This window comes from Shimazuella sp. NTD250 (genome assembly GCF_059510375.1).
On record NZ_JCAJZS010000002.1, the window covers coordinates 333,095 to 350,041 of the forward strand.

A 16,947-nucleotide genomic window follows, 5' to 3' on the forward strand; every position below is an offset into this window, starting at 1 on the left:
GTACACCAATTATTCGTTTGGTGTTTCATCCCAGATTGTATGGGATTTTTTGATGATGAGTAGGTAAGCCAAGACAGCGGACAACATCATGCACGGTGAATCCATCATCCACATACCCTGGTACCCAAACCCAATCCATTCTCTTAAAGCATTGCCTACGGGAGGCAAAACTGCTCCAAGGTCATAGATCGTGTAGAAGATAGCTGTAGCCATCGCTTTTCTGGTTTCAGGAACAAAAACAACTGCCAGCGAGTAAACACAAGGAGCAAGGCAGCTGAGCCCCATTCCATTAGCCACTGCGGCAATGTAAAAGAAAAGCAAATTTTTCCCGAAGCTCAGGCAAAGAAGACCAATCGCAAAGCAACTATAAGATACAGTTACCAAGCGACTTCGTTCCAAGCCTTTTCCACTACTTTCTTGACTGCGAGCAAAACTACTCACCAGCACCCGACCAAACAGGATGACTAGCGAGTTGACCATCATAAACTTATAGGCGTGACCATCATACCCCATTTCTTTCGTATAAGGGTAGATATAGGTGGTTACACCTGCAGTGTAGATCGTAGCCAAGCCCATAATCGAAGCAAATGGGCTGATCACCTTGAAAACCTGGGGCAAGGACATCTGTTTTTCATCCTTTTGAAGGATTCCTGTGCTCATCCTCACCACTTCAGGCTTCCTTAGTACACTGAAGAGAAGAAACCCGAGCAAGGCGAAGGCAATCCCAACCTTGAAAACGTCCCAAAAATGACCGTTTTCTGCCATGAACAAGCTGAATGCAGTCATTGCTGTCATCGCCAAATCCCCAGAAGCACTGAAATAACCTAGCCCCTTGATGCTTCCTTTAGGGATAATGCGTGTACAATATGCCTTTACTGGAGGGATGGACAAGCCATATGCAACACCATGAACCAATCGCCAGACAATCAGTTGGTCTCCAGTTTTTACTGTTGCGTATCCAAAGAAGGACAGTCCCATCAACCCAATTGCGACAAGGCCGATCGACTTATAACCAATCCGGTCACAAAGATATCCCGAGACAGGTCGGAAAACAAAGGTGGGAAGAATAAAGATTCCCACAGCCAGATTGACTTCTTCTTCCGATACCGTCATTTTGTCCTGCTCCAAAAACAGCGGCAGGATTGGAGCAATGAGATAAAATGCCCCTATCAAACAGAAGTTGACAAGGACAATGTATACATACTCCTTTGTCCACCATCGTTGGTTCTTCTGGACAATAATCGTCGTTTCCATTTTTCTCTCTCTAGTTAGGCCGACATAAAGATTTTAAACGAAGAACCCTTTTACGAACAGGTAAATCATGGTATTTTATCATCTATTCTGAAAAAATGTAAGCAGTGACCTTTGTAAAAGATAAAAAATAATCCTATCTCACTATTGGAGATAGGATTATTTTTCTTACCCTGTATCTATTTTTGTTTACGCTCTGTCTGTATTTTCTTCTCATAACTATAAAAGGGTACTTCCCTTCTTGGGAAATAAACTTGTCCCATCTCTTTATATCCAAACTTCTCATACAGCCCTCTAGCTACTTCATTTTCTTCATAAGCATCGAGACGAATAGAAGTATAACCACGCCCCTTGGCATATTGATCAGCAAATTCCATTAAAACTTTGCCTGTGCCTTCTCCTTGAAAATCCAAATGAACCACTAATCGATGCAAATAGAGAGCTTTACCATCTTCTACTGCCCAATCGATATCTTTATGTTCAGGTTCTTTCTCTTCGTCTAAAACAATAGAACCAAGAATATCTTCATTTTGAACCGCGACATACAAGTTTCCCTTTTTTATATCTTCTTGTAACATCTGAATACTAGGATCGTTGTGATCCCATTGGTGAATATCATTTTCTTGAAGGTCACGTCTGGCGATAATATACATTTCTACGATTTTGTTAAGATCATCCATTGTTCCTTTGCGAATATCCATTTGTTACTCCCTTCCGCAATACCTGTTCATTATTTTACAGTTAATCCTTCTAACTGTAAAAGTTAGTGAATTAGAGTTAACTTGAATCACATTCCGTCACATTTATATATTATCCATTTGGTTTGTACTACATAAGTAATGCAAGAAAATGCTCTGCTATATTCACTTATCGTGGAAATTGTGAGCGTCTGTACATTTGATGCGTCATGATCGAAAGTTGGGTATATTTTGTTTTCTATATCAACGTAGTATAATATTTGTACAAACTGCTGGAGCACCACATCCCTTGAAGGGGGAGCCATGCCTGCCATTGGCGAGATGCTGGGTTCGATCGACCTCGGTCTGGGCGGTAAGACCGCCACTTACAAATGGACGGCCACCGGCCGACGGTCGAACGAGGACGGCACGGAAACACTGATCGGTGCCGAGATCGAGTTCCTCGACGGGACGGTTCGTGCAAGCGGCACTGTCGTTCGTAAGGACGACAAGATCATCAAAATCGACGGAACCTATGAGACCTATCAGCTGGAAGAGGGTTTCGCCCACCTCCGGGTGAGTGCTAAGGGTTCCATCCAGATCGGTGACGAAGACATCATCGTCCGCGGAAGCTGCAAGGGCTACTACGGGTACGAAGCTCGTTACTGCTGCCAGCCGAGGCACGCTGTGGAGGTGCCGGATCACCCGAACAACATCACCATCATCCGTGATGGCCGCATCCGAGGTGTCATCGGTGAGGTGAGCACCACACGAACCACCGGACAGAGGAAGGCGATCACCTGGGGCTCGACGGTGTTCTCCGAGCAGGGAAACATCGAAGAGGTAACAGGTGTAGGCGAAAAGCTCGCCCGCCTGAAGCTGTACGGGTTCGACTGTGAGGCGGAGTCCATCAAGATTCGCGGCACCATCTCTCTGAAGGGTAACGCCTCTGCCAAGAGCAAGGAACACAAGCTCATGGCAGAGGAAGTCGAGGTCGGTGGGTTCGTATACACCGCCATGACAACCAATCCCCAGAAGCAGGCCCTATACCGCGGTGTGTACAGTGACTACAAGCCCTATACTGGGAAGGAAATCATCGTCGACACCGACCCCGATTGGCCGACGGTAGAAGTCGACGGCGAACGGGTCTGATGACCTGTCTGCATGTGTGCTCCAGCAAGGAGGGGCGGATGACAATCATTCATCCACCCCTCCACCGCTGGGAAAGGCTTTCCTATTTCTCAGCGGCGCTGATCATAAACCTTACTTCATATAAATCGAGTGCATTCCAAGATATCTATCCGTAATATTTGTAGTTCCTAACACATTCAAGACCCCTATAAGTCTTTCTAGGGGTCTTGAAAATGGATCAAATTTTTCTTCGTTATGTGAATAGAGTGATAGGTATGTGATTAGTTTCTTTCCTATGTATATTGATATTTTCCTTTAAAAAGAATCAAGGTATTTTTGATCAGAATCTGTATCTTGGTCTTGTCTGTTTTTATACCAATCAGCCAAAAATCTTTGTTTACTCCCTACAAACGAATTCATTTCTCCTGGGGAATGATCTTCAATTAACTGCATTAATTCATGCCCCTCTGGGGTCGAATAAATTGTATCCAATACTTGATAAGACTCAAAGTAGGTTTCTAAAATAAATTCGACTCCTTTAAGTGCCTCTGCTACTTTTTCCTCACTGATCGGAACCATTCTTGTAACCTCTGTATAAAGAACACCAGGAAATTTATGAAGCCGTGGAAAGATAACTTTTTTGTAAAATTGCTCAAATAGTTCCACGTTTTCAATGTCTTTGTAAATAGAAACGGTTTTAATCAAGATGGAAACACCTCACAATTATAGATTTAATCCGTTTAAAATTGGGACTCATTTTCTATTATAAGAAATATTAAACATTAAAGTAACCGTTTCCAACATTTTCAGACAATTTTTTTCAATCATTTCTTTGATTTGTAACCAAAAAGAAAAGAGTTGCTAATTAGCAACTCTTGTTCCTATGAAACATCTATTTCATTCGTATAACAATCTTCAACTATAGGAGCACAGCGATCACAAAGTGATGGATGATGCTCATTCTGACCCACAGATGGGGAGATTACCCAGCAACGCTCACATTTCTCACCAGATGCAGCCGTTACTTGTACTTCAATCGTTTCTACATCTCCAGAAACCGGGTGAATTTCCACATCAGATACGATAAACAAATCTTTGAGTTCTGGAATTCGATTTAGCAATGTTGCAGCTTCAAATCCTGGTGTGATGTCCACTTTTGCTCCTAGTGAAGTTCCAATGGCCTTAGCAGTACGTGCCTCTTCCAATGATTTAAATACAACATCACGAAGGGTTAAAAATTGATCCCATTTCTTTTCCAATACAGAATCTAGTATATCAACATTTACTACTGGAAAATCCGTCAACTCAACACTTGTTTCTTTTTCACCAGTAACATACTCCCAAACTTCATCTGCTGTATGCGGGATAATAGGTGCTAATAACTTAACAAGTGTCACCAATAGCTCATGTAGAACGGTCTGTGTCGCACGGCGAGAAACGGAATTTGGTGCTTCGACATACAATCTGTCTTTTCGTACATCGAGATAAAACTGTGAGAGAAATACGGTACAAAATTGATGAATGTTGGTATAAACCAGATTGAAATCATATTTCTCATAGCCTTTGGTCACACGTTCTACCAATGCTTGTAACTTGATGAGTACATACTTCTCTAATTCATCCATTTGATCTATGGATACTTGCTGCGCTCTAGGATCAAAGTCCGCTAAGTTTCCAAGTAAGAACCGGAATGTATTACGAAGTTTGCGATACACTTCCGCGATTTGCTTCAAGATTTCATCGGATACACGGAAATCAGCTTGGTAATCAGAAGAAGCTACCCATAGTCGCAAAATATCCGCTCCATATTGTTTCATCACCTTGGCTGGATCGATGGTGTTTCCAAGTGATTTCGACATCTTGCGTCCTTCTCCGTCTAAGGTAAACCCATGACTTAAAACTGCTTTGTATGGGGCATGTCCTGTTGTTGCTACAGCAGTAGAAAGAGAGGAATTAAACCAGCCCCGGTACTGATCCGAGCCTTCTAAATACAAATCAGCAGGCCATACTGTCTCCTCGCGCTGAGTGAGCACTGCACGATGGCTGCTGCCTGAGTCAAACCATACATCCATCGTATCTGTTTCTTTCACAAATTCTTTAGCACCACATTGTTCACAAATGTGTCCCTCTGGCATTAGCTCAGTCACATCTTTTTTATACCAAGCATTTGAACCTTCTTGCGCAAATAAATCGGCGATAAATCCAATCGTTTCTTCATTGATATGGGGATGATTACAAGAACTACAATAAAATATCGGCAGTGGTACACCCCAAACGCGCTGACGAGAAATACACCAATCTCCACGATCAGCTATCATATTGGATAACCTTACTTCACCCCATTCTGGAGTCCACTTCACTTGTTTGATCTGCTCTAACATGTCTGCTCGAAATCCATCGATAGAAGCAAACCATTGTTCCGTAGCCCGATAAATAATCGGTTTCTTGGTTCTCCAATCATGGGGATAAGAGTGTGTGATAAAGGTGAGTTTTAATAATGCTCCTACCTCTTCTAATTTTTCCGTAACTTTTTTATTTCCATCTTCATAGTAAATACCTTCAAATCCAGGTGCTTGATCCGTATATTTTCCTTTTTCATCAATAGGAGAAAGCACACCTAAATTATATTTCTTACCTAACCAGAAATCATCTTCCCCGTGTCCTGGTGCAGTGTGTACAAAACCTGTACCAGCATCTAATGTAACGTGGTCTCCAAAAATTAAGGGACTTTTCCGATCATAGAATGGATGACGACAAACGACACCAGCCAGTTCTTTCCCTTGCCAATTATTCGTTATATTATAATCTTCTACACCGATCGTTTTCATTACGGAGGCTACCCGATCTGTAGCTAATACGAGTTTTCTGCCCCCAGTTTCTACAAGGCTATAGGAAAAATTTTCATTTAAAGCTATCCCTAAATTTGCTGGGATTGTCCAAGGAGTGGTTGTCCAGATTACTACTTCACTTCCTTCTGGAAGAACACCCCCAGTTTCCATCACTGGAAAAGCTACATAAATAGAAGCAGATCGTTTGTCATGGTATTCAATTTCTGCTTCGGCAAGTGCGGTCTCCGAAGAAGGGGACCAATAGATGGCCTTCATTCCACGATAAATATGACCTTTTGCCATCATGTCTCCAAATAAACGAATTTGTTCAGCTTCATATTCAGGTTTAAGCGTAATATATGGATTTTCCCAATCTCCACGTACACCTAATCGTTCAAACTGGGATTTTTGCCGTTCCACAAAAGATAACGCATAATCTGTACAAAGATCTCGAAAAGTTGGAATATCAACTGATCTTCTATCTACTTTTTTCTTGGTAACAATAGCATGCTCAATTGGTAAACCATGTGTATCCCAACCCGGAATATAAGGAGCATCGAACCCAGCAAGTGATTTATACCGAACAATAAAATCTTTTAAGATTTTATTCAAAGCGTGTCCAATATGCAGATCTCCGTTTGCATATGGAGGTCCATCATGCAAGATAAACTTAGGGGCACCCTGACGTCTTTGCAAAACTTGCTGATACACTTTTTCTTCTTTCCAACGTTTCTGGCGTTCTGGTTCTTTGTTAGGCAAATTCCCTCTCATCGGAAAAGCAGTTTTTGGTAATTGGAGGGTTTTACTATAATCGGCCATATTCCCAATCCTTTACAATAAAATAAAAAAACCCCCTCTATCCCATAGGACGAGAAGGTTCTCGTGGTACCACCCAAATTCGTAGTGACATTTTATATTGCCACTACCTCATAACTCGTTAACGAGAGTCAGCCGTCTCACCTTACTTATCGATTTTTGAAGTTCAGGTGAACAGTTCCTGGGTGATATAGCATAAAGTCTCTTTACTAGGCTTACACCATCCCTAGCTCGCTGGCAGAAAGAGTATTTCTAGCTACTTGTCCCACTCCATACTTTTGACTAGAACATTGCTTTTTTCTTTAATTTACGTGAAGTTCTTCGTAATTCACGGCGAGGTTCTTCTTCCTCTTCCATATAAGAAACTGCAACTTCATCCATTACTAAAGCATCTTCATCATTAAAATCATGCTGAATAGTTGGTAATGTATTTTCAATCATATAGTCTTGATTATCGTCTACTTCTGATAATTGTTCAAGTTGTTTATCATGTTCGTCAAGCCCTTGTTCAATTTCTTCTAGTGAATTCCAATCGGAGTTATCCAATATGTCAAGATGAGATTGAACTAAGGTACGAAATCGAGTGCGATAGATCGTAGATTTTTGTTTCAAATCAAGCAATTCCGTGTGTATCGCACGAGCTTTGGTAAGAGCTTCGTTGATGATACGGTCTGCATTTTTCTCCGCTTCCTGCACAATAAGTTCAGCTTCTTTTTTCGCATTTAGACGAACTTCGTCAGCCACTTCTTGCGCAACTCGAATCGACTTATGGATGCTTTGTTCCATCGAGGTCAGCGCTGCTGCTGTAGGTTGCAAGGAATTCATCGTATTATCCGCAGCAAAGCGAGACGGGGTTTGTTGAGCTGGAACTTCTTGAACCGGTTGTTGCTGTTGCGAATTAGCGTACATGGACTCGCCTTCCATAACTCCCTCTAATTCAGCTTGCAACTCTTCCACTTGTTGTTCTAATTCCATTTTCTCCCTAATAATCAAATCATAATCTCGTATAATCTGATCTAGGAAATCATTAACCTCATCGACATCATAACCACGAAAAGAGCGTTTAAACTCTTTGCTGTGTATCTCAGTCGTCGTTAGCATGAATGCACCTCCAAATTAACTGCATGCTCTAGAAATAGTCCCGATCACAGACAAAAGTAGTACCACTTAGGATTATAGTTAGTTACTAGAAAGATTTCTCTCTCTTAATCTAAGCATACCTCCTGTATGGTCTATCGCATGCCTTCCCTATTCGACAATATTAACAGATATCCTGCTTATTTACCACCTAGCTATGTAGAAATAACTGGAAACAGCTAGAGATTGCGTAAAAATCGTATAGGAAGCCTCCCTTTTTTTGTCGCTTCTCGCACTTCGTTCAGTCGAATTCTACCATAACCTCTAACGGAAATAACATCCCCCGTTGTAACAATATAACCAGCTTGATCGATCGTTTGCCAATTTACCTTGCACTTACCTAATCGAACTAAATCAACAGATTTAGAACGGGAAATTCGACAAACAGCTGCAATGATGGTATCTAAGCGTAAAGAGGAGACAACAGCTTGTTGCTCCATTCCTTGTTGTTGCTCTGTCCAAAGTTGATCACGAGCAATCTCCGAAATGATAATCCCCTTTCTCCCCACTTTTGTCAAGGTATCCATCACATAATCTTTCATTTCTTTTGCTATTATGACATCTGCACCATTTAATTTAGGTAAAATATCTCCCAGCATATAACGCTGAATACCAAGTCCAAGTAGAGAGCCGAGAACTTCTCTATGCTCCAATGAAAATTCGCTATCAAAACTTAAATAAACAAGAGAAAAAGCATTTGCATCCGGAAAGAGATATTCAGGAAATATACATATGCGGCATCTTTCTGCGTTTGTATATCCACCATCTTTTTCCATGCGGATATCTTGATTCTCTCGATTGACCAGTGTAGATAAAATATATTGTTCTCTTGGATCTAAAAATGAAGTTAGTACTTCTTTGTGCTTCCTAGATGCTTGGTATATCCAATCAAGTCCCCGTTCAACAAAAGCATGTTCCTCTTTGCGAAAATGAGTAAAAAGTTGATGATCATCCATAGCCCAGACTCCTATATGAGAGAAACAATCCAAAACCAGACGGTCAGTAGTCCAATCTGTACAAATTTAAGGGCAAAAATTGCAACAATTGGAGAAAAATCAATCATACCAATTGGCGGGATGAAACGGCGAAATATATTGAGATATGGCTCTACTATATTGCCGATTACGATGCCAATCGGGGAATCTTTAGCTTGAGGGACCCAAGACATAAGGATGTATATAATGAGTAGAATCTCAAAGATGTTAAAAGCCCATTTAATAATAGTAGGTACATAATCGAGTAAAATCATGGCTTAAAGTCACCTCAACTAAGAATTTTAAAAAGTTTCGTCGTTCATGATCTCCGTAATCGTGCCCTGTACATCTACATTCGCAGGGGTGCAAATGAAAATATGATCCCCTACCCTCTGGATCGAACCACCCAGTGCATAAACAGTACCGCTTAAAAAATCGATTACACGTTTTGCCTGATCACGTCTGACTCGATGTAAATTTACTACAACTGGACGATGACTTTTTAAATTATCCGCAATCTCTTGTGTCTCTTCAAATACACGTGGCTCAATCAATATCAAACGAATATTTTTTTGTGTATGTAAAGACACAATATTACTTTTCCCTTTTGCATTATTGTTTGGCTCTCTATCTAGATCCATCTCATCGAACTGCTCTTCATCATCATTCATTCCGAAAAAATTCATAAATCTTCCCATAATTGTCACAATCCTCTCCTCCCTACCGGGCGTCTAAGAGCTTGTCCCCACTAGAATAGAACCTAATCGCACAAAAGTAGCTCCTTCTTCGATAGCTACCTCAAAATCTTGCGACATGCCCATCGATAAATGTGGAACAGCAAATTGCTGGCGCTGTAACTCTTTTTGCAAGTGTCTTAACTCCCGAAAAACGGGTCGCACTTCTTCTCGATCGGGAGTATTTGGTGCCATTGTCATCAGGCCCGCAAGCTCAATATGTGAAAAATTCGCCATTGACCTTGCAAAATCATTTAATTCGACAGGAGAAATTCCAAATTTTGTTTTCTCTCCAGATACATTCACTTGAATAAAGCATTTTATCTTTTTGTGATTTGAAGCACATTTTTTATCTAACTCAGCTGCCAGCTGTAAACTTTCTAATGCATGTAAATATTCAAAACGTCCAACAATATCCTTTGCTTTGTTCCTCTGAAGATGACCGATGAAATGCCAGGTTCCTCTGTCTCCCAGCTGCTTCCATTTTGGCACAGCTTGTTGCACACGACTTTCACCAATATGCAAACATCCAGCATTCATCACTTGATTGGTTATTTCTATATCGACATATTTGGTAACTGCTACTATATTTACTTCATCAGGACTACGGCCAGCACGTTCACATGCTTTATCAACACGATGCCTAATTTCCGCAATCCTTTTTGAAAAATGTTCCATAACTATCATTCCTTACTCCTTCTTTTCCCAATAAAAGCAACCATTCTCCCTGCGTTCGTCGCCTCTCTTCGATGAGAAAAAAACAGAGTGTCTTCACATTGGGTACAGCGATTACTTACCAAAATCTGATCATTGGCTAGTCCTGTGGATAAAAGCAAATGTTGATTTGCTTTCTTTAGGTCCAGTCGATAATGTCCTCGTGTTGTAGGTATAAATATAGACTCATCAAATGCTTTTGGCAACAACTGATAAAGCGGTTCCATCACACGGTCATCTACTTCATAACAACAACTACCAATAGATGGACCAACCGCTACCAAAATTTGGTTTTTATCCGCTCCTAACTTGAGAAATTTTTCTATCATGCTCACACCAATGTTGGCCGCAGTACCTTTCCATCCTGCGTGAGCGACCCCAATCATATCCAGATCAGGGCTATAAAAGAGAAGAGGTACACAATCTGCATAAAATGAGGCTAACAATATATCAGACTCATCCGTGATAAGTCCATCTGTGCATGCGAACGCAGAATCTCGTGTTTCTCTTCCTTTTCCGCGATCGGCACTCATAACCAATTCAATATGATCTTGATGAACTTGTTCTCCACAAGTCCAACTTTCAAAAGGAAAAGATAAAGACTTTGCCAAGTATTGCCGATTGGTGATTACTTGTTCGGGATCATTTCCGACATGTAATGCATAATTGCGATTCTGCTCGGTACGTGTACTCATACCAGCAACCAAATGTGGAAAGGTTGATTCCCATTGCGCTAAATGCAAATAGGGATGATTTTTACTATATAATACAAATGGTTCCATGCAGATAGCCTCCTATGTCTTATCTTAACATTTCAAAAGAGACTACACCAAAACAAAAAAGTGATTCCTATTAAGGAATCTTGTTATTTTTGTGTATAAGCATCCATTTCTTGGTATCTGTTACCTAAACGTACCAATATAACATCCGAACCAATCTTTACTATTTGATTCCATGGGATGACCACTTCCTGCCCGCTTGATAACCAGCTAAACAACTTCTGCTCTGTCGGAACAACAATAGCCTTGATGAGTCCTTGTTTTAAATCAAGCTCCAAATCCTGAATCTGCCCTAATTTCTTCCCATCTGCAATATTGACCACATCTTTTGCCTGTAACTCTGATATCTTCATCATATCCGCAACTCCCCAATATCAACCATATAATATTTATATATATGAAGCTACATTCTCGTTAAACACTCTTCCCTTCTTCTGATCAGATGGAATGAAATAAAAAAAATTCTTATACTATAATTTTTTAAAATTCAATAAATCCCTATCAAACACTAGACACAAAAGATCTTCCTATTGAGAAGCTCTATAAACCATAAAGTTATTCCATCATAGATTTTATTGGTGCGAATTTTTTGTAATTACAAATCTTCCTATTAAAATGTATGATTTACCAATAGATCAATCGCTTTATTCCGCATATAGTAGAAATACAGGGAAAAAAAGAATCTTATACTTAACTATTTAGATGAAGGAATACAGGAGGTTACTACATGAAAAGATTTACTATTCCTTTGATTACTTTTCTTTTTATTTTTTTCTTAATTTCTAATGCTCCATCTACTATTTTTGCTGAATCCAATACGAATAATAACAACATCAATCAGAATGTAACAGAAAATTTAAATTCTGATCAGCAAGCGCAAAAACATGATAATAACGTAGAGCTGAAAATTAGTGATAAGAATACACAAAAAAAACAATTAAGAGCAACAATAGAAAATGGAACAAAAGTAAAAGGAATTTGGACTTATTATTACAATGGACTCAAACAAGAATCCAAGCAGCACAATGGAACCTCTCTGAATATCCCTTTAAAAGGATATAAATTTGGAGAAGAATTGGATGTAAAGGTGGGTTTTTCGGGTAAAGTAGATGGGAAAGAAATGAATCTGACAGATCAATTTAAAATCTTCGGACTAAAAGTCACTTATGATAATTCGATCAAAGGAAAAGATCTATTTAAAATTAATGTAACCAATATTGATAAGGCTTACGGAAAGTGGAAGATACAGGTACAAGATAAACAGGGAAAAGTAGTTGGCAAGTATAGTAAGAAAGATGTTGATGGACTCGAATTTTCCCATGCTTTTTCCGACTTCAAAGATGGAACATATAAAGTAACCTTCTCTTTTAATGGCCAAATGCATGATTACGATGAACAGATCAAATTTGATTACTCGAAAAAGTTTGAAGTGAAAAACGATTCCACTCAAACACCAGGTAATGATAACAATCCTACACCTAATCCTAGTAACTCAAATACAGATACAAAAACACAACCAACTACAACTGCTAATGATACTACTGACGCTGCATCGAATGGTGGGGCACTGCCTAAAACAGCTACCCGCTATCCTCTTATGATTGTTGCAGGTCTAGTTCTTCTCATCATCGGAATAGTGCTGTATCGCAAAAACAAAACATCTTGAGTGACCTCAGTCAGAGCTTTGATGGAAGATAAAGTCTCTTCCTATATTAGTCAAATTAAAAACCAGTGCAATCGCACTGGTTTGCTGTTTTTTACCTATCTAACTATTAGTTGAATCCTCTTTTATATTATGTAACATAGCGATGCATTTGATGAATAGCTGCTTTTTCTAAACGAGAGACTTGAGCTTGGGAAATACCAATCTCATCTGCAACTTCCATCTGAGTCTTGCCTTCAAAAAAACGCATAGATAAGATCATTTTTTCCCGGTCATTTAACCTGGCAAGCGCTTCTTTTAAAGCTATTTCTTCTACCCATTGAATATCTTTTGCTTTCTCATCGCTAATTTGATCCATCACATAGATTGGGTCCCCTCCATCTTGAAAGACGGGTTCAAACAAAGAAACTGGATCTTGAATAGCATCTAGAGCAAATACAACATCTTCTTTGGGAACACCTAGTGCTTTGGATATCTCCTGAACCGTGGGTTCTCGAGAATGTCTGTTTGTAAGGTTGTCCCTCATTTGGAGTGCTTTATAGGCAATATCTCGCAAGGAGCGTGATACTCGAATAGGGTTATTATCTCGTAAATAACGACGGATTTCCCCAATGATCATCGGAACTGCATAAGTGGAAAACTTAACATTTTGACCTAAATCAAAGTTATCAATCGCTTTCATGAGTCCTATACAGCCTACTTGAAAGAGATCGTCTACACATTCCCCACGGTTATGGAATCGCTGAATAACACTTAGGACCAAACGGAGATTCCCACTCACTAGCTTTTCTCGAGAATCCAAATCCCCTGCCTGATACTCGCGAAACAGCTCTCTCATTTCCTGGTTTTTTAGGACTGGTAATTTTGATGTATCTACTCCACAAATTTCTACTTTGTTTCGTGCCAAGAAAAAGTCCCTCCTCAGGATGAAATCATGTTAAGTATCTCCTTCGGAGGGAAAAATATAATTCAAATACATAAAATGTAAATTAACTAATTTGTGTTAGTAGTCATCCTCTTATGTCATCAGAAAAAATACAAAGAAATATAAAGGTTTTCCTAGACCATCTTATTGAACTCTTTTCGCAATCGTTTGATTATTCTTTTTTCTAGTCGAGAAATATAAGATTGTGAAATGCCCAACATATCTGCAACATCTTTTTGTGTTTTTTCTTCTCCACCATTTAATCCAAAACGTAAAACCATAATTTTTCGCTCTCGCTCCGTTAAACTATCGAGCGCCAAACGTAAAATTTTCTTGTCGACCTGATCCTCTATGTCACGATAGATCGTATCATTTTCCGTTCCCAAAATATCCGATAACAACAATTCATTGCCATCCCAATCCGTGTTTAGAGGTTCATCGAATGAGACTTCCGAACGGATTTTATTATTACGACGTAGAAACATGAGAATTTCATTTTCTATGCAACGTGACGCATACGTAGCTAGTTTGATTTTTTTACTGGGATCAAATGTATTGACGGCTTTGATAAGACCAATCGTTCCGATGGAAACCAAATCTTCTATGTTGATCCCAGTATTTTCAAACTTACGAGCAATATAAACAACCAATCGCAAATTACGCTCGATTAACATTGCCCGTACAGCTGCATCCCCACTTGGAAGCCGAACGAGTAGATGCTCTTCTTCTTCCCTCGATAATGGAGGTGGTAATGCTTCGCTTCCACCAATATAGTAAATTTCACGTCCGCGAAGTCCCATGTGTATAAGTAAACGGTACCAGAACAATTGTGCAAACAATCTCCATTTGACTAACAATATGACTACCTCCTTAACTAACAATAGATAAACAGGAAGGATGAATAATCGCCTGATAGGAACCATCAGTAGATAATTGCCCGACATCTATTCCTATGAGAATTTTTCCAACATTATTCCACTGGTCGTCTCTCCATATCTCTACTTGATCTGGTTTAAAAGCAATCATCATATTACTATCAGTTCTAGCTGCACGATATGGGATAATTCTTATTTTAACCATCCACTCTGGCGGAATCTCACTCCAACTCTGCTCCCAATCTTTTGAAAGAAACATCCGATGTACTTCTTCGGGAACAAATTCGATCAACTGCTTCATTTCTACTAACATGACAGGTGCCCGTGAAATGGGGTCCCTCAGTTGATTTCCTGTGTCGACTAATCCAGTACACTCAAAACTCTTCCCTTGTATTTGGATGCGAACAGCAGTCATATACTGTTCAATCTGATCTCGTTCTTTCATCGATTGGAAGGAAAACTTGGTATAAAGCCAAACGAGCGGAAAGCCAATCATAATGAATACCCAAGAGACAGGAGAACCCCATCCTTTTGTCTCAGTAAATAATATCCCCCCAGCTACTTGTGCGTCCCCTACAAGCAAATAATGCAGTGCGACCATTGTTCCACCTGTCACAAAACAAATAAAGTAGAAAACTCCTAAAGTTCGGAGAAATACAAACGGATTCCGATAGCCAAATACGATCCAAATCATTAAGATAGAAGACAAAATTTTAACCGGAAGCGTATAGGCCAGCGTAAAATTTGGCCATAGGTAAAGAGTTGCATACAGACCACCGATAATCGATGCAGAGAACAAACGAAGTACCGTCGTTCTCTCCTTCCGTATGCCCGAAGTCAGCCACAGTAAGAGAAAGTCGATACAACCATTTAAAACAAATACGACATCTGCATATACAACCAGCTAGTCCCTCTCCTCTCTCCCTTGGCCTTCGTAAGCAGTATAAAAGATATATATTGCTAAGTCTGTTGAAACTTGCCTAACTATTTTTGATTCTTTTGGCGAAAAAGGAAAAATCACGGCATGCAATTATGGAGGGTATTTTTATTTTAAATATTCAAATAATTGAGTTAGATGATCTGCTCACTCTCATTTCTCAAGATGCTGATGAAAGAATTGCATTTCAAACAAAACAAGACTTGGAATGAAACATCCATGCTCTCTTTATGTTTTTCATTGAAATAAAAAGAATTTCGATTTAAAATTATAATATCTTACATAAAGGAATGAACGCCAATGATTGGGATAAACGTTTCGTCAACAACTGAGGTGATAATTTTTAGAAAAAAAGAGGGATAAAGAAATGACATTAAAGCTAACTTCACTTTTTCATGGCAGCCAAGTGCGATTGACTTCTTTTCAAGCAAATGATGCAATGGAAATGGTTCATTGGTATGAAGATGCAGATACACTCCGAAGATTGGATACCGATATTGCCTATCCAAAAACACTAGACGAGATACAAACCCCGGACCGCTTACAAAGTCGTATGCCGGGTGGTTTTCAATTTGCTATACGAACGATAGAAAACGATGTTCTCATCGGGTTCGTTGCCTTGCACTCCATTGAATGGAACAATCAATCAGGGCTTTTGGCAATTGGCATTGGAGATCCAAAATATCGCCGCAAAGGGCTTGGAACAGATGCAATAAAAGTTATGTTGCGATATGCTTTCCACGAACTTAATTTGAATCGTGTTGGGCTCGATGTTATTGAATATAACGATGCAGCGATCAAAACTTATGAAAAAGTTGGTTTTAAGATAGAAGGAAGAATGCGTTCAGCTGTACTTCGTGATGGTAGTAACTATGACCGTATCGTCATGGGTTTATTACGAAGTGAGTGGGAAGAGCAACAGAATCGTCAATAAGAAAAAGAATCCTTTAGGGGATTTTTTTCTTATTAAAAATTTAAGTTTTTCTTTATATTTATTTATATCATTTAACTACAAAAAAACAGTGCTGATTGACTCGGCACTGTTTTGATTTCACTTCTTTTTTAATGGTGCTGTGAAGTTACTTTTTATGTGTTAGGATTGGAGCATGTTTTACTAATACATGATGTTTTTTATGTTTTATTACTGGTACATGATGTTTTCTATGTTTTATTACTGGAACATGTTTTTTGTGTTTTATTACCGGAACATGTCTTTTGTGCTTTATTACTGGAACGTGTTTTCTATGTTTTATTACTGATGTTGGAGTTGGAGTTTGATGTTTGAGTTCAACAGATTTCACTGACTGCTTGTCTAGGGCTGCTGCATGTGAAGTACCAGCAAATGGAATTAATCCTCCTAGTGATACAGCTCCTACTAATGCTATCGTGATGATTTGTTTTTTCATAATATGTAACCTCCTTGTTAAATACATGAGTAACTATACAGAAGGAATAAGTCAGGTATATGTCCAGATTATTTATATTTTTGAAAGATTTTTGAATAAT

General features: G+C 39.3%; 18 protein-coding genes and 1 other annotated feature. Of the genes, 3 read left to right on the forward strand and 15 right to left on the reverse strand.

Translation table 11 applies throughout. The features are described 5' to 3' along the window. Window positions 1-9 precede the first annotated feature (9 nt). On the reverse strand, window positions 10-1,254 hold the full coding sequence (locus tag AC5WOF_RS06560; protein ID WP_496049145.1) for an MFS transporter: 1,245 nt from the start codon (window positions 1,252-1,254) through the stop codon (window positions 10-12). A 176-nt stretch (window positions 1,255-1,430) separates the two neighbouring features. Next, window positions 1,431-1,952, reverse strand: a complete 522-nt coding sequence (locus tag AC5WOF_RS06565) for a GNAT family N-acetyltransferase (protein WP_496049146.1) — start codon at window positions 1,950-1,952, stop codon at window positions 1,431-1,433. Window positions 1,953-2,252: 300 nt separating this feature from the next. Here AC5WOF_RS06565 and AC5WOF_RS06570 point away from each other — a divergent pair, with 300 nt between their 5' ends. After that, the gene (locus AC5WOF_RS06570; RefSeq protein ID WP_496049147.1) at window positions 2,253-3,080 is read left to right on the forward strand and encodes a hypothetical protein; all 828 of its coding nucleotides are present in this window, start codon (window positions 2,253-2,255) and stop codon (window positions 3,078-3,080) included. 294 nt (window positions 3,081-3,374) lie between these two features. On the opposite strand, the gene AC5WOF_RS06575 is transcribed toward AC5WOF_RS06570, so the two are convergent. From AC5WOF_RS06575 to AC5WOF_RS06615, 9 genes are all read right to left on the reverse strand, one after another. Continuing rightward, window positions 3,375-3,764, reverse strand: a complete 390-nt coding sequence (locus AC5WOF_RS06575) for a hypothetical protein (RefSeq protein ID WP_496049148.1) — start codon at window positions 3,762-3,764, stop codon at window positions 3,375-3,377. Window positions 3,765-3,940: 176 nt separating this feature from the next. Then, window positions 3,941-6,706, reverse strand: a complete 2,766-nt coding sequence (gene ileS / locus AC5WOF_RS06580; RefSeq protein ID WP_496049149.1) for an isoleucine--tRNA ligase — start codon at window positions 6,704-6,706, stop codon at window positions 3,941-3,943. 42 nt (window positions 6,707-6,748) lie between these two features. After that, window positions 6,749-6,985, reverse strand: a binding site (T-box leader). Next, a complete protein-coding gene (locus AC5WOF_RS06585; protein ID WP_496049150.1) occupies window positions 6,986-7,804 on the reverse strand; it encodes a DivIVA domain-containing protein in 819 nt (272 codons plus the stop codon). It lies immediately after the preceding feature. A gap of 215 nt (window positions 7,805-8,019) precedes the next feature. Next, window positions 8,020-8,796, reverse strand: a complete 777-nt coding sequence (locus AC5WOF_RS06590; RefSeq protein ID WP_496049151.1) for a YlmH family RNA-binding protein — start codon at window positions 8,794-8,796, stop codon at window positions 8,020-8,022. 11 nt (window positions 8,797-8,807) lie between these two features. Continuing rightward, on the reverse strand, window positions 8,808-9,089 hold the full coding sequence (locus AC5WOF_RS06595) for a YggT family protein (RefSeq protein ID WP_496049152.1): 282 nt from the start codon (window positions 9,087-9,089) through the stop codon (window positions 8,808-8,810). Window positions 9,090-9,116: 27 nt separating this feature from the next. Next, window positions 9,117-9,521 (reverse strand): cell division protein SepF, encoded by a 405-nt coding sequence (locus AC5WOF_RS06600; protein ID WP_496049153.1) that lies wholly within the window; start codon window positions 9,519-9,521, stop codon window positions 9,117-9,119. 24 nt (window positions 9,522-9,545) lie between these two features. After that, window positions 9,546-10,235 carry a YggS family pyridoxal phosphate-dependent enzyme gene (locus AC5WOF_RS06605; protein WP_496049154.1) on the reverse strand — a complete coding sequence of 230 codons (690 nt, stop codon included), beginning with the start codon at window positions 10,233-10,235 and terminating at the stop codon, window positions 9,546-9,548. Continuing rightward, window positions 10,232-11,044 carry a peptidoglycan editing factor PgeF gene (gene pgeF, locus AC5WOF_RS06610; protein ID WP_496049155.1) on the reverse strand — a complete coding sequence of 271 codons (813 nt, stop codon included), beginning with the start codon at window positions 11,042-11,044 and terminating at the stop codon, window positions 10,232-10,234. The genes AC5WOF_RS06605 and pgeF overlap by 4 nt, the downstream gene beginning before the upstream one ends. 83 nt (window positions 11,045-11,127) lie before the next feature. Beyond that, window positions 11,128-11,397, reverse strand: a complete 270-nt coding sequence (locus AC5WOF_RS06615; protein WP_240874882.1) for a YlmC/YmxH family sporulation protein — start codon at window positions 11,395-11,397, stop codon at window positions 11,128-11,130. A 371-nt stretch (window positions 11,398-11,768) separates the two neighbouring features. Between AC5WOF_RS06615 and AC5WOF_RS06620 the strand changes: the two genes are divergently transcribed. Further along, the gene (locus AC5WOF_RS06620; protein WP_496049156.1) at window positions 11,769-12,707 is read left to right on the forward strand and encodes an LPXTG cell wall anchor domain-containing protein; all 939 of its coding nucleotides are present in this window, start codon (window positions 11,769-11,771) and stop codon (window positions 12,705-12,707) included. Between the two features lie 127 nt (window positions 12,708-12,834). Here AC5WOF_RS06620 and sigG read toward each other — a convergent pair whose 3' ends face one another. The 3 genes from sigG to spoIIGA all read right to left on the reverse strand — a co-directional run bounded on the left by sigG (window position 12,835) and on the right by spoIIGA (window position 15,408). Next, complete coding sequence (gene sigG, locus AC5WOF_RS06625) at window positions 12,835-13,611, reverse strand: RNA polymerase sporulation sigma factor SigG (protein WP_240874880.1); 777 nt, start codon at window positions 13,609-13,611, stop codon at window positions 12,835-12,837. A gap of 152 nt (window positions 13,612-13,763) precedes the next feature. After that, window positions 13,764-14,486, reverse strand: a complete 723-nt coding sequence (sigE, locus tag AC5WOF_RS06630) for an RNA polymerase sporulation sigma factor SigE (protein WP_496049157.1) — start codon at window positions 14,484-14,486, stop codon at window positions 13,764-13,766. A gap of 13 nt (window positions 14,487-14,499) precedes the next feature. After that, window positions 14,500-15,408, reverse strand: coding sequence for a sigma-E processing peptidase SpoIIGA (spoIIGA, locus tag AC5WOF_RS06635; RefSeq protein ID WP_496049437.1), 909 nt, complete (start codon window positions 15,406-15,408; stop codon window positions 14,500-14,502). 400 nt (window positions 15,409-15,808) lie between these two features. On the opposite strand from spoIIGA, the gene AC5WOF_RS06640 reads away from it, so the two are divergent. After that, window positions 15,809-16,375 carry a GNAT family N-acetyltransferase gene (locus AC5WOF_RS06640; RefSeq protein ID WP_496049158.1) on the forward strand — a complete coding sequence of 189 codons (567 nt, stop codon included), beginning with the start codon at window positions 15,809-15,811 and terminating at the stop codon, window positions 16,373-16,375. A 145-nt stretch (window positions 16,376-16,520) separates the two neighbouring features. Here the strand turns inward: AC5WOF_RS06640 and AC5WOF_RS06645 are convergent, their stop codons facing one another. After that, entirely contained in the window at window positions 16,521-16,847 is a 327-nt protein-coding gene (locus AC5WOF_RS06645; RefSeq protein WP_496049159.1) for a hypothetical protein, read from the reverse strand. Window positions 16,848-16,947: the final 100 nt, after the last annotated feature.